This is a genomic window from Flavonifractor sp. AGMB03687 (assembly GCF_017811815.1).
In the GTDB taxonomy this organism is placed as follows: Bacteria; Bacillota; Clostridia; order Oscillospirales; family Oscillospiraceae; genus Flavonifractor.
In genome coordinates this window covers 333,229-353,427 of record NZ_JADKZI010000001.1, presented here as the reverse complement: position 1 = coordinate 353,427, position 20,199 = coordinate 333,229, and the positions used below count along the sequence as shown (strand labels likewise).

Sequence of the window (20,199 nt, the reverse complement as noted above, 5' to 3'; positions counted from 1 at the left end):
TTCCTTTCCGCTATGGTGTGCCGATTATTCACGACACACCATAGCACGCAAGTTTTTGAATAGCTATCAAAACAAATCAGGCAACTTCAGTTTCTCCCTTACCAACAAAATCCGGGGCCTGATTTGTGTACGGATTATCCACAGACAGATAGTCGTGGAGCATCATTTTCAGAAAATCATCAAACTGATCGTCCGTACCCACATAGGAGTACATGACGCTTGCAATATTGGATTCTTTTCTCTTTCTACCCATAGCGTTCCTTTCTCCCGAAGTCAATTCGGGCAATAAAAATAGCAGACCTCACATGGTCTGCTGCCAGTCATAACTCACCTCGTCCTCGTGGTCATCTGCCTTGTGACCGAGGGCAATCTTCTTTTCGCGTTCTTTTTGCAGTACCTTTCTGTCGGTGTGGTGCTGTACGGGCATCACAGGGGCAGCAGACTGGAGCTGCTCCAGACGGTGCCCAAGCCCCACCAGAGCAGAAGCAGTGCTGCCGCCGCCATTAGCAGAAAGATCAATGCCTGAATACTGATGTGTGGTAGATGCAGTCTGGGAAGTCTGATTCTGTGCAGAGAAAAAGAGTTCTCTTTCGGTTTCCCAGCCTGTTCGCTCATCTGCTCCAGATGCCGTACCGTCTTCAGAAGATCGTCCAGCTGCGTCCGTGTGGGAAGCCGCGACATCTGCCTGCTGATGCGCTCCAACAGATCCGTCTGCCGATCCGCATGGTACCACAGTGTATCCAGATCTTTCATCATTCGCTCCCAGTCTGTTTTCGAGGGACACGCTTCGTGAGGTGGTGTCGGCGTCGTAAGTTCTGTCTGCCGAGGGTTGCGCTGCTTGAGTTCTTGCAGAGACAATCTCTGCTCTGATTCTGAATTCACGTTCCATGGCCTCCTTGCAATACTTTTCTTCGTGCAGTTTGTTGTCGCGGCATTTCAAGCCGTCCGGGGTAGTGTAGGTGATGTACTTGCGCCCACTTTCCCAGCGGACGGCGTAGCCCTCGGACGCCATCAGGGAAACGAAGGCGTCCTTGTCGGCGGCGTATTTCATGCACTCATCAATGGTGTTCATGAGCCGCAGTTTCCAGCTTTGGCCCCTCAGCGCCGTGTGGTACTCCGCACCGCCCATGCCGTGGGCCTGCTGCGTGATCGACTCAAAGACCGGCAGGCACATCTCCTGACAGATCGCATCGTTGCGCCGCATTAGTTCCTGGATCTGCTCTTTCGCCATGTGCAGCTTTTTGCCGGTCTCAAAGTTAACGGAGTTGATGACGCAGTGGGAGTGGATGTGCTCGCGGTCTACATGGGTGCAGACCAGCACCTCACAGCCATCGAAATACTCCGCCAGCCGCCGAGCGGCTTCGTGGGCCTGTCGGGGATCAATCGCCGCGCCCTTCGGAAAGCTCTGCACCATGTGATAGAACATCACGCCGCCGTCCTTGTGGTAGAGGAGTTTGGTGTTCAGGAAATCGTCGTAGACGCTTTGCGGTTGGCAGTTGATGCCGCTGATGAGCGGTTCGTCCTCCCATGCGGTTTTCTTCTCCTGCATGACATAGAGCATCACGCCGCGCATGGCGGCGCGGGACTGTGTGCCCCGTTTGTAGTTCACAAAATGTACGATGGCCATACGGCTCACCGACCTTCCATGACTGACCGCAGGGCGGCGCTGACTTCGGACAGCTCCTGCGCAGCCTTGTCGAGACCGATAACCTGCACCTTGCCCATGTTGGCGAGGACGGTGAGGCGGTTGATGTTGCTGCCGATGCCCTTGAGCTGGCGGAGCAGTTCTTTCTGTTCGTCGATGACGACGATCCGCTTGCCGAGACAGCAGGCGGTGACGTAGTCGCTCATGGACATGTGGGCCTTCGCCGCCAGCGCCCTGATCTTCTCGCGGTCAGTGGACGCCATGCGCGTGCTGAATTTGATATCTTTTTTCATAATCAATGACCTTTCTGAAATGATTTCTCTCGTCCCCTCGGAGAGCTGGGGGTTCCTCAAAGGGGGACTGGTCCCCCTTTGAAGCTGCGCCGCCGGAGGCGGGTAAAAGCGTTTCCGCAGAAACGCTCGCAGCTTGGTGGGTGTGGGCTTCTGCCCGAAAATGGGGTGTGGGGCCATGCCCCGCCCAGTGCGTTTGGCAGGGCAGCGGCTTCGCCGCAGACCAGACAAATGCGATGCTGGCCGTCGTCCGAGCGGACGGCGAATCCCTCGCCGTCGTCCGAGCGGACGGCGAATCCCTCGTCCCGCCGCAAGCGGCAGGACTCGCTCTCTGTGTCGCGCCACTGCGGTGCTCGCCCCGTGTGGGTAAAATATCCCCTCAGCGGGTACACACGCCACCCGTTCCCCTAACCGCGCACACAGCGGCTCACAGGGCGAAACACGGGGCGTTTTCACCGCCTGAGACATCGGCAGGGTCGATAGGGTCAACAGCTTGGGTATCCTGCGCATCGTCACTTTCGGCACGGCGCAGCTCAATGAGCCGCTTGCCGTTGCTGCGGCGCACCACGGCGGAAATGCCGATTTCCCTTAGAGTATCAACGCTTTGCAGGATCAGGCGGGATACCTTTTTCGGCGTGATGCCCTCGCTGCCCGCAGGGTCGATCTGCGCGGACAGCTCCGTGGGAGTGCCGACAAATTCCGCGCGGTCACGCATCAGCTCAGAGAGAAGAATGACGATCCGGCTGCCCAGCAGCTCCGGCTGCGTCCGGCTGTCCGACACCAGCGCCCACACATTTTCACCGTTGCGCTCCAGCGTCAGTTCCCGGTACTCGATGTCGCGCCCGATGCAGGAGAGTGTCGCCTTGCCGCTGCCGCGCTTGTCCTCCACCAGCGTGAAGCTGGAATCCACCGCGCCGCTGATAGCCGTCGTGCCGGAGATGCGGCTGAACACATCGTCGGCAAGCTCCTTCCGCAGATGGTGGATCAGCAGAATGGCAATGCCGTGGGTGTCCGCGATGTGCTTCAGCACAGAGAGGTCACGGTAGTCATTTGCGTAGGTGTTGTCATAACCGGCTCCGCGGATCATTTGCAGCGTGTCGATGATAACCAGTACCGTGTCGGGGTGCTCTGAGAGGAACGCGCGGAGCTGCTCCTCCAAGCCCTTGCCAAGGATGTCGCTGTTGGTGGAGAAGTGGACGTTGGCGGGGGCGTCCTCCGTGATCTCGAACAGGCGGTTCTGGATGCGGAGGGTGGAATCCTCCAGGCAGAGGTAGAGCGTGGTGCCCTGCTTCACGCCCATACCCCAGACGGGATCGCCCTTTGCCACCGTGACGGCCAGCCACAGCGCCAGCCAGGACTTTCCCACCTTGGGAGAGCCCGCGAGGATGTGCAGACCTTGAGAGATTAGCGTATCTACCACGAAGTTCAGCGGCGTGAGCGGCTGACTCATCAGCGTTTCTCCGTCGATGGTCAGCAATCGGTTTTCATTTTTCAATTTTTGTTCCTCCGGATAAAAAGATAAGGGCAGAGACCTCGCTGCAGTCGAGGTTCTAACCCTTTCACTTGATTATTCTGTATTTTTTGATAGAATGAGAATATCACCGGACAGCCATAAAACAGATATGGGACAGGGGGGGCGGGCTTTTGAAGATCGGAACGGATCAGTATAACACGTTTGACACCATGACCATGGACTGCTGGAATGACCGTTTGTACTACGAGGGAAAGGAGTTTCCGGCAGGATATTTTGCGGCGGAGATTTTGAACTTTGCCGGAGAGATCCACGATTCTCTTCTGGAGCGTATCACTGTGCTGACGGCGCTTGTGGACGATTTGAGCACAGCCGAAAAGAGCAAGCGCCATGATATTGCGGCACAATTGAAACCGCTGCTGCATGACACGGTTTCCTGGCTGTATACTTGCCCTCCGTTTTGCTATTGCGAAGAGCAACGCGCGTATGAGGCTCTTGAACATGCTTTGAGCGAGGAGCGGCTCGATCGGGACTATGAGGAAGAGGAGGCGCATCTTCCGTACTTGGCGCTTTCCTTTTGCGAGCCGATCCTGAGAATCTTGGTGGCGATCTATAATTTTTGCCTGCTCATCCGCGCATTCGAGAAGAAATATCTGCGCAGATTGAAGCGGCGTAATGCAGACGCCTTCGCAAAGGCGGCGCATGAGTGCTTTGATGAGGATGACAGCTTTCTGATCCTGCTGGAGCAAATGCCGTTTGGCGGAGTGGAGGAATTTTTCTCTTATCCAAGAGTTATCACAGGATTCAAATATTTTCAGGATGAGAACAATGAGGAAAAATGGAAAACGGCGCAGCGCGTGATTTGCAAGCGTGCCATTGACTTTTATGTATTCGACCTGATGAACGGATTGCACCACGGCCACGCACCCAGCCAGTGCCAAGGCTGCGGGAAATATTTTCTGACCACCAACGGTCACATTCCAAAATACTGCGACGGCGTTGCCCCGCAGGACAGCCGCTATACCTGCCGGCAGTACGGCGCGATGATGCACCAGAAGGAGCAGAACAAACAGCACCCGGTCTACCGCCTGTTCAATACCCGAACCGGGACGATCCGCAAGCATCACCAGAGAAGAAAAATCTCCGATGACCTGCGGCGGGAGGCTCTTTATCTTGCGGAGAGCTATCGGGACAAGGCGCTGATGGACAACGGCTATGCCGCTGACGGATATGCGCGAGATATGGAATTGGAACACATTTACGCGGAGGCGGAAAAGCGGCTGAAATGAGGAAGGGGGGCGTTCCTGTGCCGAAAAATATGTACACCGTTGCCGGGGACGGCCCCTGCAACGAAGAACTGGCTTTGCGGATGCAAGCCGGAGACAAAAACGCCGCGGAGCGGCTCATCGCACAGAACGAGGGCTACCTCACCGAACTGGCGCGGGCGTACACACCATGGTGTGAGTTGGAGGACTTGAAGCAGGAGGCGGCGCTGGCGCTGCTGGACGCGGCTGGGCGCTTTGACCCCGCCTACGGAACGAAGCTGCTAACCTATGCGACGCCAGCGATAGAAGCAACACTGTCCGACTACGCCGCACGGTATTCTTCCTCTCTGTCCATTCCCGTCAGCCGGTACAATCAGCTGCGCAGGGTGGCATACCTCTGTGCCGAGGGATGGGACTCATCTGATGCTGAGTTGGTCAAGGTGGTGTGCGGAGAACTGAATGTATCTGCCAAGGTAGCTGGGGCGTTGATAAAAGAATACCGGACGCTGTTTTGCGTCCGGCAGTTAGGTGACGATATGTTCTCCGTCAGCTGCGGCGGCAATCCTGCTGTTGCCTATGACCGTCTCATGCGCCGGACGCTGCTGATGCAGCGGATGGAGGAGGTGCTGACGCCCAGAGAGCTGAATCTGGTGCGAAGCTACCTCGGCATCGGTCAGCCGGACAAGGTCGGCATGACCTTTCAGGAGCTGGCGATCTATCTCAACTACAACGGCCCCAGCGGAGCGGAGAAGGCGTACAAGTCCGCGCTGCGGAAACTGAAGAAGGACTTGTATGGCGGGGCCTACGGTCGGTGGCTCTCTGCGCAGAAGGCCATCCGCGCCGCCAAAGTGGAAGCAGAGCAGGACGCGGGGCAATACACAATGCCGCAGAGGACTTGGCTGGATGAAAAGGAGTTAGTGGTGCGGTTTATCTGCGAGGTCGCTGCGTTGATCCGTGTCCATGAGATTTTCAGTGACACATTGGAGAAGGAAACAGAATGAGCGGTACGGCACCAGGCTTGGTCTGATACCGTACTGCTTTTCGTTTATCCCATGATGCCGATTTTATTGCCGTTCTCGTACATGTCCTCGGCGTATTCAACATGGTTGGGGCCTTGACTTTCTATCCAGCCGAAGCCCGGCACATAGACCATGTTGTCCGGAGCGCTGTCAGGTGATGCCGGGGCAGGCTCCGTTTCTTGCGGTGGTGTGGCATTCTGTTCAGGGGAAGCCTGTACTTCACCCGACGGAGGCGCTTGAATAGGCGATGACCCCAGTGCAGTGGCAGCTTCTTTGACTGGCTCCGGTTGCGTTACATCCGACTTTTCTTCCTCTGGCATTATGATTTCTTCAATTTCTGGCATCTCCGGAACTTCGGGCTGAGCGGCGATTACGGCGGGCGGCGTGGGCGGCGCGGATGTTTCCACGGCTGGCTCGTTCTGCGGCCACATAGCGGCACACAGGGCCAGACAGGCGGCGGATGCGGCTACAGTAATGATTAGCTTCTTCATTTTGCTTCTTCCTTTCTGGACATGGAAAGAGCGCCCAATCTTTTCGCCGTACAGCGAGAGACTGAGCGCTCTTTTTCATGTTGATTCAGTTCCATAGAGAGCCGCCACGCCAGCTCAAATCCAGAGATAAAGCTGTCGATGGATGTGTCCTCCACAATGCGGTCTTTGGCGTCGATGATTTGTAGCACCAGCCGCCGTTCCGGTTTTTCCAGAACCTCGATGAGGGCTTGGTGGCATTCCTCGATTTCCTTCTTCTGTGCCAGGAGCTCTGGCGGAGTATAGAAGCAATCGTACAGGTCTTTGAGTAGTTTGTTCATGTATTGCACCTCCTGGTAGCAACACACATTACCACACAACCGCTTGGAAAGCTACTGAAACTTTTTCTCTTTTCCGCAAATGTTCTGATATGGTTACAGCAAAACTATACTTTTTCGGCAGAATATGTTATTATTTAACATAGAAAATTGTATCCAGGTAGCAGTGTCCTGCAACAATGCCTGCCAAAGGCATAAACGTTGCAGCGGATTGCTTTTCGCGATTTTTACAAATCCTCTTATGGAAATATCTAATTAACAAATGAGGAGACTAACCATTATGAGTAACGAACTTGATAAAAAACGTGACACAACATTGCAGTCCATGATGGATGTCGAATGTCTTCCGGCTATGCCGGATCTCGACCTTGCTATGAATAATGCCACAAAGATCCCATTGGCAAATCTGTCCGCACTCGGAGTTGCCTTCCAGCCGCTTACTACAGCGATTCAGACAGCAGTCACTGGCGGCGGTGGATCTGGCCTTTACTATGTCAACACCAAAGGCATGCAGATGTTTTCAACCAGCGAGGGATTTATCGGCTCCCTGAAGACTGCATCCGGAACAGTCGGCGGCGGTCAGGCGCGAATGACTGCACTTGCCTGCGATCCTACAATGCTGTTCATGGCCGCTGCGCTGATGAATATTGAGAAGAAGCTTGATGCCATTCAGGAAACTCAGGAGGAGATTCTGGAGTTCTTGGAGGAAAAAGAGCGTGCGGTTCTGCAGGGAAACCTCAATGTTCTGGGCGATGTTATGAGCAATTTTAAGTACAACTGGAATAACGATACATACAAGACGAATAAACACATCCTCGTTCAGCAAATTAAGAAAGAAGCCGAGGCAAGTATTATTCTGTACCGTGATCAGATTGCCAAAAAGTTGAAAAAGCGCTCCTTGATCCACAGTGATCAGGAGGTCAAGGGAACCTTGAAGAAGCTTCAGGCGCAGTTCAAAGACTATCAGTTGGCGCTATATCTGTACTCCTATTCCACTTTCCTGGAAGTAATGCTCTTGGGGAACTTCAGCGAAGGCTACCTGGACAGTGTCGAGCAGCGTATCTCGGAGTATTCCTTCCAGTACCGATCCATATATACTGAGTGCTACTCCCTGATGGAAGATTACTCTAAGTCCTCTATCCAGTCCGGGATGTTAAGCGGTTTAGCTGTGGCAAGCAAGTTCATGGGTGAAACCATTGCCAAAGTGCCGGTTATCAGCAAATCCCAGTTGGATGAGAACTTGATCGAGGCAGGCGGCAGACTGGGTCGTCACGGGGAGAAACGCGCTACTGTAGCATTGGAAGGACTTGCGCAGACACGCATGGGCGTGACACTTCCGTTTGTTGAAAATATCCGGGCGGTTAACGATCTCTACAACAAGCCTGCGGCATACCTGTTCGACAGGGATAATGTCTATGTTCAGCAGATTGCTGGATAGAAGGAGAAAAAACGGAAAAAGAATAATTGCCACACTTTTGATGGTATGCATAATATTTCCATGATGTATTTTGGGAACTATGGTTGCATATGCGGCTATAATATTTGCACAGATTGTTACTCGTGCGGAGGTGTTGACCATGCCAAAACCGAAACGGAACCTGAACACCGTTTACATATCTGAGCGGCTGCAAGAGAGCTTGCGGCCCGTCTCCCGCTGCGCCATGACGACCGTGGTCGCGCCCATGGGCTACGGAAAGACCACGGCGGTGAACTGGTATTTGGGTGAGCGCGCCAAAGCAGAGACACTGCACATCATCCGCATCAGTGTATATTCAAACAACCTTGCGATTTTTTGGAAAAGCGTACAGGAGGCGTTTGCCCGCGCAGGGTTCCCCTTCCTGCGGGAGTATCCCTGCCCTACGGACGCCGCGGGCGGTGGGCTGCTGGTGGACGATCTCTGCCATGCGCTGGCAGGCAAAGCCCCCTGCTATATCTTTGTTGACGATTTTCATCTGCTGACGGACAAGCGCGCCTCGCTGTTTCTTTGTATGCTCGCAAACCGTCTGCCCATCAATGTGCATTTGATCATCGCCAGCCGGGATCGTTTCCTGCCTGCTGCACAGACGGTGCGGCTGGGAGCAAAGGTCTATCAGATCGGCACGGAGCAGCTGCGCCTGAACCACACGGAGCTTGCCGTCTATGCCCATCGCTGCGGCACAGAACTTTCCGATGCACAGATCGAAAGCCTTCTCTATTCCAGCGAGGGCTGGTTCTCCGCCGTATATCTGAATCTGCGGACGCTCTCCGAGCGCGGCGTGCTGCCCAGCCGCGATTCTGACATCTACGCCACCTTTACCGCCGCCATGATCGATCCGCTGCCGGAACAGCAGCGGGAGTTTCTGGCGGTCATGGGGCTTGCCGACGAATTTACCGTCGAAATGGCGCAGTATATCACAGGCGATGCGGATGCGGGGCAAATTCTCTCCCTGCTGACCGAGCAGAATGCCTTTGTCACGCGACTGCCGGATGGCGCGACCTATCGCTTCCACCACATGATGAAGGAGTGCGCCGAGCGCTGCTTCTTGGCAATGAAAGCTGAAACACAGCGGCTCTATTGGGAGCGCTTCGGCCTGTGGTATGAAGAGCATCGGCAGTATCTCCATGCCATCGCCGCCTACAGGAAGAGCGAGAATTACGATGCGCTGCTGCGGGTCATCCGCAGTGATGCGGGCATCCTGCTGGCGTCGCTAAAGCCTGAGGACGTTCTGGAGGCGCTGGATAAGTGCCCCGCCGAAACGCTCAAGGCCTATCCCTTCGCCATTCTGGTGCTGATGCGCCGGATGTTCACATGGCGGCAGATTCCGAAAATGCTGGAGCTGAAGGCACGGCTACTGTCAGCTATTGAGGAGCACCCGGAGCTTTCCGAAGAAGAGCGCGGCAACCTGCTGGGCGAGTGCGACCTCATTCTGAGTTTTCTCTGCTACAACGACATCAGCGCCATGAGCCGCCTGCACCGCAGCGCCAGCAAGCAGATGTCCCGCCCCGCCATCAGCATCCAGAATAGCGGCGGCTGGACCTTTGGCTCGCCGTCCGTTCTGATGATGTTCTACCGCGCACCGGGAGAACTCGAAAGCGAGCTTGCCGAGATGGACGAGTGTATGCCCCATTACTATAAGGTCACCAACCACCACGGGCAGGGTGCGGAGACCATCATGCGCGCGGAGGCCCTGCTCTGTCAAGGACGTTTCACCGATGCGCACATCGAACTGGAGCGCGCCTATGCGCAGGCGAAGAATAACGGGCAAATCAACATGGCGCTCTGCTGCGACTTTCTGTCATGGCGGCTCTCGCGCTATACCGATGTGGAGCAGCGCTATACCTTTGAGGAGCGATACGCGGCGCTGCTGCGCTATCACGACGCCTCATGGATCAACCTTTGGAACGCCACCAGTGCCTATTACCATGCGCTGCGGGGTGAAACGGACAGTATCCCTGAAATCTTTTCGCAGCACCGGCTCTCTGATATCAATATGCTTGCGCCGGGTAAGCCTATGATGGAAATGATCGAAAATCAGGTGTATCTTGCCCAAGGCGCTTATGCCCGGGTGGTGGGGTATAGCGCAGAACTGCTGCCGGTCTGCGAATCCATGCACTATGCGCTGGTGGCGCTGCACCTACGCATCCAGACAGCGGCAGCCTATGAGCGGTTGGGCAAGAGTGAGGAAGCCCACGCATGGCTGAAAAAAGCACTTTCCGACGCTGCTCCGGACGGTCTTGTGATGCCGTTTGTAGAAAACTATGATATCCTGAAGCCTCTGTTGGCACGGGAGATAAAAAATGACCTGATCTCAAAAATCATTGAGCTTGGCGAAGCGGCAACAGCGCGAAACGCAGCCGGCACTCGCCCGGCAGCCTTCGACGTGCTGACACCGCGGGAATTTGAGATCGTGGAGCTGATGGCGCAGCGCCTCAGCAACCGCGAGATTGCGGAAAAGCTCTATCTCTCCGAGGGGAGCGTCAAGCAGTATGTCAATCAGATTTATTCCAAGCTCCATATCGAGGGCGACACCCGAACCAAACGAAAGCAGCTTGCCGAGCTGCTCAGATAAAAGGCCTAACCTTTGGTTAATGGTTATCCCATAGGATCCACCGTACAATGTTTGTACGGTGGATTTTTATTTTTGCAGAAAGGAGGACGCACACTTGAACCGAAGGTATCTCACAGCCGTCACACCGCTGCCCGACCATGTTTTGCAGGTGGATTTTGTATCCGGCAGCCGACTTTTGCTGGACATGAAGCCGTATCTTGATAAGATCCGGTTTCGCCCGCTTGCCGATGCACGGGTCTGGAACAGCGCTGTGACCAACGGCATCTTTGTCCGCTTCGGCGATGTGGAGTTGAGCCACGATGAGATATTGTCCATGGCGGAGCAGGAGCATTGACACTGTTTATCTGAAAAAGGAGAAGAATGCGATGAAACACTTAAAAAAATATCTGGCGCTTGCACTGGCGCTGCTGCTATGTACGAGTCTTGCCGCCTGCGGCAGCAGCGGCGGCGACTATGATGACAACGACGGCAGCGACGGCAATTTTTACGATGCTCCAGATTCCTTTGAGGGACTGGTCAAGGACAGCGAACAGATGGCGAACCTGTATATCTTCGGCGGCGCATGGACGGGCGAGGACGGTGGCAGGCTGATCATCGCCAACAATGATGAGGGTGACGAGGTGCGCTTTGCGCTGTATGATGTCGGCGAAGAGCTGACCGCCAGCGGCTTTATTCAGTTCGTGCCGGAGCATGACTGTGATTATTTCTACAACGAGCACGATGGTGTGGCCTACCGCAGTTGGTTCGATGAGGTCGGCGCACTGTACGTGGCCGAGCTTGGCACATTTACGAAGGTGACCGGCGATGCGCCGGGCGAGAACATCGGCGACGGCGATTACGGATACCTTGCCGGTACATGGTATCAGGATGCCGAGCCCGGTGCCGCCAGCATCCTTACGTTCGACGCCTCCGGCAGCTGGGAGCTGCTGGAGCGGCCCGGCGGCGACGGTGACCCCACTGTGGTGGACTGCGGTACCATTGAGGTAAATCAGGACGGTGCCGGACAGTATTTTGCCGCTTCCGCCGTGTATGAAGATGTTGTCTACGACTTCACCCTCGTCGGCGACGATGTGATCTACTGGGGCGGCGAATACGACTACTATCAGAAGATGGCGTAATGCCGCGGAAAGAGGAACGCATGAAAAAGCTTTTTTCGCTCCTGACGGCGCTGGCGCTGTGTCTGAGTCTTGCCGCCTGCGGCGACACCGAATCTGACGATACGCAAAGCGGCTATGAAACCGTCACGGACATGGAATTTCTCGACGGGATGTGGAGCATCGACGGCACTGCGAAGCTGTACTTTGACAGTACGGAGGGCTTTTACGCCTATCGCACCGGCTGGAGACTCGGCGGGCGCGGAGAATTCGAATTGTCCGAAGCGAGCGGCCGACCGATGATCTACTTCAACGGCTTTCTCTACAATTTTCTCCTGCGCGATGACGGCGCACTGCTGCCGAACCAGAACGGTGAGGGCAGCGGGTTCGCCATCCACCGTCACACCTTCCTCCGGGACGATGAGGCAGAGATCGTCGAATGGGATAAAAGCAACTGGGACGGCATGTGGCAGAACGCGCTGGGCGAGACCATCGTCATCGACTCGTCTCTCATGCAGTACATCGCCTGCTCGCCGGAATACTCCATGAGCGGCACCATGAACGACGAAGGCGAGGGCATGGGCCTCTACCTCTATGATAATGGGACGCGCGCCTATCTCTGCCCCGGCGATGACGGCAACAGCTTCACTCTCTCCGCTGCCCGCTTTGGGCGCTATGGGGACGATCAGCATTTTGACGGTGTCTTTTACCGAAATGCCGACTTCTACGCCTACACCGACATGGAAAATGCGGAGTTCTACGAAGACGAATACTCCGCCTTCTACATCTGGTACTACGATGGCGTGAACCGCTATCTTTTGGGCAACGATTACATCATCGGCGACGACGGCCTTGCCTACCACGACGAAGACGGTCTCGTCTATCCCGCAGGCTGGATCCCTGAAGAACCCTATGATCCCGCTGTTGACTGGAGTGCAAACTGGATGGACAACTGGGACATCTGAGGCCTCGCAGAAGAAGGAGGAAAAGGAAATGAGACAACAAAGCTCCCTTTTGATGTTCACCCTGGTGCTGCTCTGTCTGAGCCTTGCCGCCTGCGGTGCAAAGCACTATCCCATGCAGATCACCGTGGTGAACCGCAGCACCTACCCCATCGCGGATATCCGCATCAGCCTTACCTCGGAAGAGGGCTGGGGCGAAAACCGCCTGGAGGCCACGCTGAAAGAAGGCGAAAGCGCTGGTATTAGCCTGGGCGAGTACACGGAAGAACAGCTAAGCGCAGGCTTCCACCTTCAGTTCTACGGGGAGGACGGCCAGCCCGTCAACCCAGACTACGATCCCAGTTCCCCTACCTTTTTTGAAAACGGCGACTTCATCATTTTCTCGCCGCCGGATCTCAGCATTGCCATCTTCATGGACACCGCTTACGACCGGGAGACCTATGACCAGAAGATCGCGGAGCTCTACGATGCGGACGGCGACGGCCGGGGCGATGTAATTCCGCAGGACAGCATCCCGGTTTTGATGGGTGGTGCACTGCCTTTTACCAATATGCAGAACCTGCTCTCTGAGAATCATGACGACGGCACCTACCGCTATGAGGATATCACCGAGGACGGGCAGCTCCTTGTGGTCAATGCGGCGGAGCAAAGCTGCTTTGTTCCGGATGTGCAGGAGCTGGACGATTATCTGACAGCCTGCGCTCTGTCTTTAAGTGATGCGGATACCTATGAGCTGTTGTCCGCCGAAGAAAATGAGGAATACAGCAGAAATTTAAGCTATCCGGTTTACATCGTAACCTATATCGCCGGTGAGAACGAAGATACCCGGGAATGGACCGTATTTGTCATGGACACCGACATTTGTACCTATCTTTACGGCTTCTGCGTACCCCCCGATGCTGCGGCGGATATGGATGAGACCTATCAAAATATTTTTTCGCAGCTGTATTTGAGCGATGAAGAATGAGGAGGAATATCACATGAAGAGAAAAAAGCCATATCTTCTGGCGGGACTGGTATTGCTGCTTTTCCTGCTGTGTACAGCCTGCGGCAATGCGGAGGGACAAATCGCCCCGCAGGATGATCCCAATGAGGGGCTGGGAGGCGGCTTCAATGAAGATACCGTCAACGATTTCAGTAGCTTCGAGGGCATCTGGCTGGGCGAGGCGAACAACGAATACGATTACATCGAGTTTGACGCAGACGGCAACTGGCAGCTGTATCTTACTGGTGATGTGGTAGACGACGGCTACCTCCGCTATGAGCCGGAGTGGGAGGCCATCTATGCCTACAGCAACTTAGACGATTCCGGCAGCCGCATCGCCATGGAGGACGGCCAGCTCTACAGCGCCGCTTACGGCTACTTTAACCCCGGCGAAGGGATGGAGTACCTTTGGTATGAAGACGGCGGTCGTCTCACCGAGGACGACGAGCCCGATCCCTCGGAGGACGAGGTGCCCGACTGGAACGGCCGTTTAGACGGAGACCCAGACTCCTATTGGAGCTGGGATTCCGACCTCTGCCAGCGGAATGTCTCGGAATTCAAGGGCATTTGGTACTATGACGGCGATCTCTCGGCTGAGACCTATATCGTCATCGACGGTAATGGAAACTGGAGCTATTACCAGCGCGCTCCCGGCGCTGAGCCTGCGGAAATGGACTGCGGAGTTTTCACCTACTCCATGGATGAGGTAAGCACCTATTATGCGGACTCCACCATGTATGACGGCGTTTCTTACCGGGTCTTTGAGGTTGACGAGGACTCTCTGGTCTGGGGCGACGAGGGCGTCTACTATCTGATGGAGTGACAGAAAGGGAGGATGACAATGATGGATCGACGGAAAAGAAGTCTGTCCCTCCTGCTGGCGGTCATTCTCTGCCTGGGCCTTACGGCCTGCGGCGGGACGAATGACGTGGCGGGAGATGACTGGCGCACCACCGGCGTGGTGGCCGGCAGCGGCACCATCACCCATGACGGGGAGAGCGTGGACGTGCTGGTTACGGTGAGCGAGAGCAGCGCGGCCTTCTACCGGGATCTACCGGAGCAGATTCTCTTTGACAGCGTGTCTTTTCCCATGAGCATCCCTGATGCGGAACAGGCGTTCAACGCCATTTCCTTTGAGGATATGGACGACGATGGGGAAAGCGATGTGCTGGTCAGCTTCATCCACGAAAACGGCGACGCGACGGAGCTGATCTGGATCTGGGATCCCGTGGAGCGTTATGTGTTCCAGGAGGACCTCTCCACCGTCACCGTCAGCGGCAGTGACCTCAGTGAGTATGTGGGCCTTTGGGAGTATCAAGGGAAGAACCTCTGGCTACGCATCTGCGATGACGCCACATGGGAATTTGTAAACGATCAGGATGAAGTGATCGAATACGGTACGCTTTGGGTGGATGAATATGGCATCACGCTCCACTTCGACGGCAGCGGCGATACCTTGCAGTTGGACCGCACCGTCAGCGGCGACCTCATTGACAGCGTGAACGGCGGTACGCTCCTGCCTGTGGAGGGCATCCAGTCTCAGGAGCCGTACTTCACAAGAAACAGCCTTGAGATCAATGCCGCCGTGGAGCGGGGGACCTTCCTGCTGAAGGACGGAGTTTGCAGCTATTCAGGACTCGGCGACGGCTACAATACCGACGACTGCTATTGGGAGATCACGAAGACCGGCGACTACACCCACGACGGCATCCGCGAGCTGCACTTTGACGCCGTCTGCTACATCCCGGAGGACTCCATCCCCTACTTTGACCAGCAGTATACGACTGTCACCAGCAGTGAGCTCTATGACTTCTACACTGGGATGTGGCTCACCACCTCAACGGCCTATGGCAACAGCCAGCGCGGGGACAACTATTATCTCCACACCATCAGCTGGCAGGGGAACAGCTACCTAATCGAGTTTGCCTACTCGACCGACTGGCAGTACAATGTCGGCGACTGGGCACAGGTTCTGACCAAGAGCTACTCCGTCTATCTCCCGGAGGACTATGACGGACTCGTATTTGCTGCCGAGGGACAGCCGTCGAGCTACAAAGACAGCGCCAAGCGTATGCAGTTGGACAGCATTTCGCCCGAAGCTGCCCTCATGGACATCGACACTGTGGATCCCTACCGCAGCCTGTATTTCAGCCTTTGCTACTGAGGAGGGATAGCTATGCGAAAGAAACGCAATGACTTTGACGCTGTGGGCGCCGAGCGCATGACCGACACGGAGCTGTCAAAAAAGCTGGGAAGCTATCAGAGAATGGAGAGCATCGGAATCCTGCTGGGCGTTATTCTGGTGATCACCGGATGCATCATGATGTTTGTGTATCGCAATATTATTGTGATCTGCATTCTGGTCTTTTCCGGTGTGGCACTGTTCCTGTTGGTGGCACACCCCGCCCAGAAGAAGAAAAAAGCCCTGATGCAGCAGCAGCTGGGCGGCTTCTTCCGCACGGAGCTGACAAAAGCCTTCGGCCCGGAGCCGGAGCCGGCCACACTGCCCATCGACTGGGCGTACTTGAAGGCGGCAAAGCTGTCGACGGTCTCCTTTACGGAGTGTACCGTGACAGACTTTCACGAGGGTGAGCACAAGGGGCTGCGGTTCTCCGCGGCCAACGTGGAGCTGCGCCGCACCGTAGAGGAAAAATCCGGCCCTGACAACGACAACTGGATGACCCGAACCGAGACGCTGTTCCGCGGCATCGTGGTCCGCTGCAAGGACATTTGTGACCCGACGCTGGACATCGCCCTGAATGATACGTTCCAGGAGCGGAAGAAGGACGACATCACCGACCCTGCTGCCTTCCGGAAGCACTTTGCCGCTCACACGGCGGATGGCCGGGAGGCGGACGATCAGGTCACACCGCAGCTTCGTGACCTGGTACAGAAGCTGGAGACATCTTCCAACAGTGCCAAGCTGTGCGGTCTTGTCCTCCGTGACAGCGAGCTGACGCTGGCTCTGAACACCCGGTATGTGTTTGCGGGCGTTCCGGAGGAGCTGGATCTGCGGGACATTGACGGCATCCGCAAGTGGTTCATCGCCTCGCTGGCTGGTATGGGCAATCTGCTGGATATGATAACGGAAAGCCCCGCGCTGACCGGCACGACAGAATAAGGAGAAGAATATGGAAGAAAAAAGCAGGAACATGACGGATGAACATCTGTCGCAGCAGCTTCGCAAAAGCAAGGGCGGCAAATTGGGCGGAAAACTCCTTTCGCTGGTGGGCGGTGTGGTCGCCATCGCAGGCATCATTCTGGGCGGCAACATTGTGCTGGTCGTCATCGGCGGCGTGATCCTTGGCTTGGGGCAGATGGTGCAGGGCAAGTCCAAGGACAAGGCAAGCCAGCAGACCTTCGATGCCATCGCACCGGACATCGTAAGCGCCGCCCTTGAAAACGTGCAGATGAGCCCCACGCCGCATCTTCTGGACGCAGAGGACACGAACATACCCCTGCCCAGACACACCCATTGCAGCGGCAGTGGGTATGTCCGGGGAACATATCGTGGCCTGACTACGGAGCTGTGTACCGTCAGGCTGACGGAGGTCAACGAGGTCCAGCGGGAGGAAACAGGCCTGTGGGAAAAGAACGAGCAGCCTGTCTACACCGGTCAGTGGATGCTGTGTGAGCTGGGACAAGAATTTCCGACATGGCTGACCATCTGGCCGAGAGAAAGGCTGGATAAGCTGTTCAGCGCCAAAACCATCAAAACAGGCAGCGAGGTCTTCGACAAACGCTTCAATCTGAGTAGCGACGATGAAGCGGCAGCCCTTCGCATCCTGACCCCTGGCCGCATGGAGCGTATCCTGGCACTGGCGGATTCCTCCATCGGTAAATTTGCTGTAAATCTCAACCCCGACGGCAGGGTATATATCGCCGTTCACAGCGGACGCGGCTTTTTCGACATCGGCAAGGGCCATGAAAGCCCGGCGCAGCTACGAGAGCGCTTTGCCCGCGAGCTGAAGTGGTTTACGGACATGATCGACGCATTCCGCGGCGTGTGAGGGAGGTGAGCAATATGCCTCTTTGGCTTGCTGTGGTGCTGCTGTTGCTGTCGCTGCTGGGGATAGTTCTCTCCCGCCGTTACTTGCGGAAACCGGTTCAATCGGTCTGTGTCGTCCTCTGCGTTCTGCTGGCAGTAGCCTGCGCCGCTTATATCGGACTGACCATCTTGTTTGTAGATGCCGTGCAGAACCAACCACCGGTATCATAAGAGGATATCTCCGCCCATGGCGGCGGGATGGAGGACGTATGAAGAGTATCAAAGTTATCGTGATCGGTTTCATTCTTGCAGTAGCGCTTGTGGCATGGCCCGCAGGATATATGCAGTATATCACAGCGGGCATTGGCTTTCTCCTCGCGGCCGTGCTGATGGCATGGCTTGGTGTCCGTCGTCGAAAAAGCGCACAGAAGGAATACGAGGATGACGTGCGGCGGTACACAGGCACCACGATGATGAAGGTGGTATGGATCGAGGAATCGGCCGATGAACGGTGGGCGCACCAAAAGGACGGCAGTGATCGGCTGCGCCGGGAGACGGTTTATCTTCCAACCTATGAGTACGCGGTAAATGGCAGGACCTATCAGTACGCAAGCCGTCAGGCCCTTTCCAGCAAGCGGGATCTCGGGCGGCAGGTGGTTGGCTATTACGATCCCGATCGGCCCGACCACATTACGGAAAACCGCCCCCGAAAACCTGTCCTGGGCGGATTTCTGTTCTTCTTCGGAGCTCTAATCCTGCTGTTTTTCGGGATCATGACATTCACTGGAAATGTCACCATTTCCTGATATCAAGCATGGAATATCCCCTTTGATCTGTAAATGAATACAGGGGGGTCCTACATTGTGTTTTTGCGCCTGACTGCGTTTTGCAGTCAGGCGCATTTTAATTATAGCTTTTCTATTTAAATTCATGCGGCTGTCGCTCCCCGCCGCCCTTTCGTTCTGTAAAAAATCACCGGAACGGTTATACTATAAGCAGATAGACAAAGGGTGTGTTTCACAAGCACGACCTACTCATTCCTGGTAAAGTCTACGTGGAAAGCCTTGCCGCAGGAACGGCATTTTAATTCAATATACATATTAACCTCCACTTCGGTACGGGCATTATTCCGCAATGCGGTACTTCTGCTGTTTACCGGAACCCTCCTTAATCAGGAGTCCTTTTTCAACCATATCCCGCAGAATCAAAATAGCGGTCGCCTGAGATACTTTCAACTCAGCTTCCACATCTTTGCGAATGATATATCCTTGCTTTCCAGCCAGTCGGAGCAGTATTTCCCGCCGTTCTGCTTTATCAGCGACCTTCAATGGGGCTGTCGCGGTTACGTCTTTTCGAGCACCTGCATAGTTAATGTTAGGTAGTGTAATTTTGAAGGCGTTATCTGTAACCTCAAACTGCGGCTTTACAGCGAAGTCAGCATAGCTCTCATTAATTTTTAGAATACCAGTGCCGTAAGCTTCAATTAGTTTCAGCCGATAAAATACATTGGCCAAATTTGGATTACGGAGCGCAGATACACCGAGCATAATATCGTCAAAAGTAAGGCCGCGAACCAGACCGCCAATGGTCACAAACTCAATGCGGTCATCGAAGATGCTGATCAGCGTGGAGCCGCTGAAGCTGTAATCACGATGGGTGATGGCGTTGAGCAATGCTTCGCGTAACGCTTCGCTGGGGTAATCTCGCCTGTCAATGCGTTCCAGCCCTTCAAATTCCGCACGGGTATGGTTGAACTGATCAATGTAGGAATAGGCATCCTCCAACTGCGTAAGCAAAGAGCCACTCAACTCCTTGCGGTCACGGAACACGCTTTTCTTGCTGCCATCAAATACAGCCAGCTTGATGGTGTGAACGCATTGATCAGATAGCAACATACCAAGGTTGGTGTAGGTACCATCGGAGCCGATGATATTCAGCGTTCGCTTCTGCTGATCTCCGAAAGGAAGACTACGCTTTGCAAAATAGCTTTCCGTTTTTTCAAAAGTCAACTGCTGATTAATGGAGCGGGCATCCTCGTAACGGTCACCGCTGGTCTCCTTAATCATATTCAGTATGGCTGTCTCAGAAGCCGGAACAGAGGATGCGCTCTGGCGAACATACACGCCCTCTGGGCGGATGCCCTTCCCTGCGAGGTAATAGGGACGGGCAGTACCTCGCTGCACTGTCAAAACCACAACAGGCTTTTCTTCGATGGTTTCGATGGCACACTCAGTAAACATGGTAACATCCGGACGAATGGAATCTCGAATCATATTTGTGATCCGAAGCATGACTGCATCGGTGTTTTCAATACCACGGACACTTCCATCATCATTCACGCCAATATAAATCTTTCCGCCATCCGTATTTGCAAAGGCAACTATAGCATATTTGATGTCGTCCACATATTCGCGCTTAAACTCCGTGGTCTTATTCTCAATCATAAAACGGCCTCCGTTCTAACAATCGCTTCTAACAATTATTATAATAACTATCAGAAAGAAATCAAGAGCAAAAAGAATATGTTTTTGTATCATGCTGTCGATTGCGCTACAATAGCAAAAAGGCTACTGCTATTGCGTTTATAATCACGAAATTTATCCATGCACATGATATTTTCTCAGCA

General features: G+C 54.8%; 21 protein-coding genes. 14 read left to right on the top strand and 7 right to left on the bottom strand.

Annotated features, from left to right (window positions below; translation table 11 throughout):
- Window positions 1-76: 76 nt before the first annotated feature.
- The 4 genes from J9789_RS01705 to J9789_RS01690 all read right to left on the bottom strand — a co-directional run bounded on the left by J9789_RS01705 (window position 77) and on the right by J9789_RS01690 (window position 3,385).
- Window positions 77-253 carry a hypothetical protein gene (locus J9789_RS01705; protein WP_209341625.1) on the bottom strand — a complete coding sequence of 59 codons (177 nt, stop codon included), beginning with the start codon at window positions 251-253 and terminating at the stop codon, window positions 77-79.
- Window positions 254-301: 48 nt separating this feature from the next.
- On the bottom strand, window positions 302-1,627 hold the full coding sequence (locus J9789_RS01700) for a relaxase/mobilization nuclease domain-containing protein (protein WP_209341623.1): 1,326 nt from the start codon (window positions 1,625-1,627) through the stop codon (window positions 302-304).
- Between the two features lie 5 nt (window positions 1,628-1,632).
- Window positions 1,633-1,938, bottom strand: a complete 306-nt coding sequence (locus tag J9789_RS01695) for a MobC family plasmid mobilization relaxosome protein (RefSeq protein ID WP_209341621.1) — start codon at window positions 1,936-1,938, stop codon at window positions 1,633-1,635.
- Window positions 1,939-2,362: 424 nt separating this feature from the next.
- Window positions 2,363-3,385 (bottom strand): AAA family ATPase, encoded by a 1,023-nt coding sequence (locus J9789_RS01690; protein ID WP_209341619.1) that lies wholly within the window; start codon window positions 3,383-3,385, stop codon window positions 2,363-2,365.
- A 194-nt stretch (window positions 3,386-3,579) separates the two neighbouring features.
- Here J9789_RS01690 and J9789_RS01685 point away from each other — a divergent pair, with 194 nt between their 5' ends.
- Together J9789_RS01685 and J9789_RS01680 are read left to right on the top strand one after the other, a co-directional pair.
- Entirely contained in the window at window positions 3,580-4,695 is a 1,116-nt protein-coding gene (locus tag J9789_RS01685) for a DUF6076 domain-containing protein (protein WP_209341617.1), read from the top strand.
- Window positions 4,696-4,712: 17 nt separating this feature from the next.
- Complete coding sequence (locus tag J9789_RS01680) at window positions 4,713-5,672, top strand: sigma factor (RefSeq protein ID WP_209341616.1); 960 nt, start codon at window positions 4,713-4,715, stop codon at window positions 5,670-5,672.
- A gap of 44 nt (window positions 5,673-5,716) precedes the next feature.
- On the opposite strand, the gene J9789_RS01675 is transcribed toward J9789_RS01680, so the two are convergent.
- On the bottom strand, window positions 5,717-6,181 hold the full coding sequence (locus J9789_RS01675; protein ID WP_209341613.1) for a DUF6550 family protein: 465 nt from the start codon (window positions 6,179-6,181) through the stop codon (window positions 5,717-5,719).
- Window positions 6,178-6,498, bottom strand: coding sequence for a DUF6809 family protein (locus J9789_RS01670; protein ID WP_209341611.1), 321 nt, complete (start codon window positions 6,496-6,498; stop codon window positions 6,178-6,180). The genes J9789_RS01675 and J9789_RS01670 overlap by 4 nt, the downstream gene beginning before the upstream one ends.
- 277 nt (window positions 6,499-6,775) lie before the next feature.
- Here J9789_RS01670 and J9789_RS01665 point away from each other — a divergent pair, with 277 nt between their 5' ends.
- The 12 genes from J9789_RS01665 (at window position 6,776) to J9789_RS01610 (ending at window position 18,379) form a co-directional block, all read left to right on the top strand.
- A complete protein-coding gene (locus J9789_RS01665; RefSeq protein ID WP_209341609.1) occupies window positions 6,776-7,933 on the top strand; it encodes a hypothetical protein in 1,158 nt (385 codons plus the stop codon).
- A gap of 139 nt (window positions 7,934-8,072) precedes the next feature.
- Window positions 8,073-10,544: a LuxR C-terminal-related transcriptional regulator gene (locus tag J9789_RS01660; protein ID WP_209341607.1), complete on the top strand. Its 2,472-nt coding sequence runs from the start codon at window positions 8,073-8,075 to the stop codon at window positions 10,542-10,544.
- A 94-nt stretch (window positions 10,545-10,638) separates the two neighbouring features.
- Window positions 10,639-10,878, top strand: coding sequence for a DUF2442 domain-containing protein (locus J9789_RS01655; protein WP_209341605.1), 240 nt, complete (start codon window positions 10,639-10,641; stop codon window positions 10,876-10,878).
- Window positions 10,844-11,662 carry a hypothetical protein gene (locus J9789_RS01650; RefSeq protein WP_209341603.1) on the top strand — a complete coding sequence of 273 codons (819 nt, stop codon included), beginning with the start codon at window positions 10,844-10,846 and terminating at the stop codon, window positions 11,660-11,662. Before J9789_RS01655 ends, J9789_RS01650 begins: the two co-directional genes overlap by 35 nt.
- 20 nt (window positions 11,663-11,682) lie before the next feature.
- Entirely contained in the window at window positions 11,683-12,603 is a 921-nt protein-coding gene (locus J9789_RS01645; protein ID WP_209341601.1) for a hypothetical protein, read from the top strand.
- A gap of 28 nt (window positions 12,604-12,631) precedes the next feature.
- Window positions 12,632-13,567 (top strand): hypothetical protein, encoded by a 936-nt coding sequence (locus J9789_RS01640; protein WP_209341599.1) that lies wholly within the window; start codon window positions 12,632-12,634, stop codon window positions 13,565-13,567.
- A 13-nt stretch (window positions 13,568-13,580) separates the two neighbouring features.
- The gene (locus tag J9789_RS01635; protein ID WP_209341598.1) at window positions 13,581-14,408 is read left to right on the top strand and encodes a hypothetical protein; all 828 of its coding nucleotides are present in this window, start codon (window positions 13,581-13,583) and stop codon (window positions 14,406-14,408) included.
- A gap of 18 nt (window positions 14,409-14,426) precedes the next feature.
- Window positions 14,427-15,749, top strand: coding sequence for a hypothetical protein (locus J9789_RS01630; protein WP_209341596.1), 1,323 nt, complete (start codon window positions 14,427-14,429; stop codon window positions 15,747-15,749).
- Window positions 15,750-15,761: 12 nt separating this feature from the next.
- A complete protein-coding gene (locus J9789_RS01625; protein WP_209341595.1) occupies window positions 15,762-16,706 on the top strand; it encodes a hypothetical protein in 945 nt (314 codons plus the stop codon).
- Between the two features lie 31 nt (window positions 16,707-16,737).
- Complete coding sequence (locus J9789_RS01620; protein WP_209341594.1) at window positions 16,738-17,595, top strand: DUF3137 domain-containing protein; 858 nt, start codon at window positions 16,738-16,740, stop codon at window positions 17,593-17,595.
- Between the two features lie 14 nt (window positions 17,596-17,609).
- A complete protein-coding gene (locus J9789_RS01615) occupies window positions 17,610-17,804 on the top strand; it encodes a hypothetical protein (RefSeq protein ID WP_209341592.1) in 195 nt (64 codons plus the stop codon).
- Between the two features lie 38 nt (window positions 17,805-17,842).
- Window positions 17,843-18,379 carry a DUF3592 domain-containing protein gene (locus tag J9789_RS01610; protein ID WP_209341590.1) on the top strand — a complete coding sequence of 179 codons (537 nt, stop codon included), beginning with the start codon at window positions 17,843-17,845 and terminating at the stop codon, window positions 18,377-18,379.
- A 318-nt stretch (window positions 18,380-18,697) separates the two neighbouring features.
- Here the strand turns inward: J9789_RS01610 and J9789_RS01605 are convergent, their stop codons facing one another.
- On the bottom strand, window positions 18,698-20,017 hold the full coding sequence (locus J9789_RS01605) for an RNA-binding domain-containing protein (RefSeq protein WP_058118197.1): 1,320 nt from the start codon (window positions 20,015-20,017) through the stop codon (window positions 18,698-18,700).
- Between the last annotated feature and the right edge of the window lie 182 nt (window positions 20,018-20,199).

Coding starts and splice junctions, on each gene's coding strand:
- J9789_RS01700 (WP_209341623.1), bottom strand. CDS start 1,627: ATGGCCATCGTACATTTTGTGAACTACAAACGGGGCACACAGTCCCGC.
- J9789_RS01660 (WP_209341607.1), top strand. CDS start 8,073: ATGCCAAAACCGAAACGGAACCTGAACACCGTTTACATATCTGAGCGG.
- J9789_RS01620 (WP_209341594.1), top strand. CDS start 16,738: ATGACGGATGAACATCTGTCGCAGCAGCTTCGCAAAAGCAAGGGCGGC.
- J9789_RS01665 (WP_209341609.1), top strand. CDS start 6,776: ATGAGTAACGAACTTGATAAAAAACGTGACACAACATTGCAGTCCATG.
- J9789_RS01695 (WP_209341621.1), bottom strand. CDS start 1,938: ATGAAAAAAGATATCAAATTCAGCACGCGCATGGCGTCCACTGACCGC.
- J9789_RS01675 (WP_209341613.1), bottom strand. CDS start 6,181: ATGAAGAAGCTAATCATTACTGTAGCCGCATCCGCCGCCTGTCTGGCC.
- J9789_RS01645 (WP_209341601.1), top strand. CDS start 11,683: ATGAAAAAGCTTTTTTCGCTCCTGACGGCGCTGGCGCTGTGTCTGAGT.
- J9789_RS01650 (WP_209341603.1), top strand. CDS start 10,844: ATGAGATATTGTCCATGGCGGAGCAGGAGCATTGACACTGTTTATCTG.
- J9789_RS01705 (WP_209341625.1), bottom strand. CDS start 253: ATGGGTAGAAAGAGAAAAGAATCCAATATTGCAAGCGTCATGTACTCC.
- J9789_RS01625 (WP_209341595.1), top strand. CDS start 15,762: ATGCGAAAGAAACGCAATGACTTTGACGCTGTGGGCGCCGAGCGCATG.
- J9789_RS01630 (WP_209341596.1), top strand. CDS start 14,427: ATGATGGATCGACGGAAAAGAAGTCTGTCCCTCCTGCTGGCGGTCATT.
- J9789_RS01605 (WP_058118197.1), bottom strand. CDS start 20,017: ATGATTGAGAATAAGACCACGGAGTTTAAGCGCGAATATGTGGACGAC.
- J9789_RS01670 (WP_209341611.1), bottom strand. CDS start 6,498: ATGAACAAACTACTCAAAGACCTGTACGATTGCTTCTATACTCCGCCA.
- J9789_RS01635 (WP_209341598.1), top strand. CDS start 13,581: ATGAAGAGAAAAAAGCCATATCTTCTGGCGGGACTGGTATTGCTGCTT.
- J9789_RS01690 (WP_209341619.1), bottom strand. CDS start 3,385: ATGAGTCAGCCGCTCACGCCGCTGAACTTCGTGGTAGATACGCTAATC.
- J9789_RS01615 (WP_209341592.1), top strand. CDS start 17,610: ATGCCTCTTTGGCTTGCTGTGGTGCTGCTGTTGCTGTCGCTGCTGGGG.
- J9789_RS01640 (WP_209341599.1), top strand. CDS start 12,632: ATGAGACAACAAAGCTCCCTTTTGATGTTCACCCTGGTGCTGCTCTGT.
- J9789_RS01610 (WP_209341590.1), top strand. CDS start 17,843: ATGAAGAGTATCAAAGTTATCGTGATCGGTTTCATTCTTGCAGTAGCG.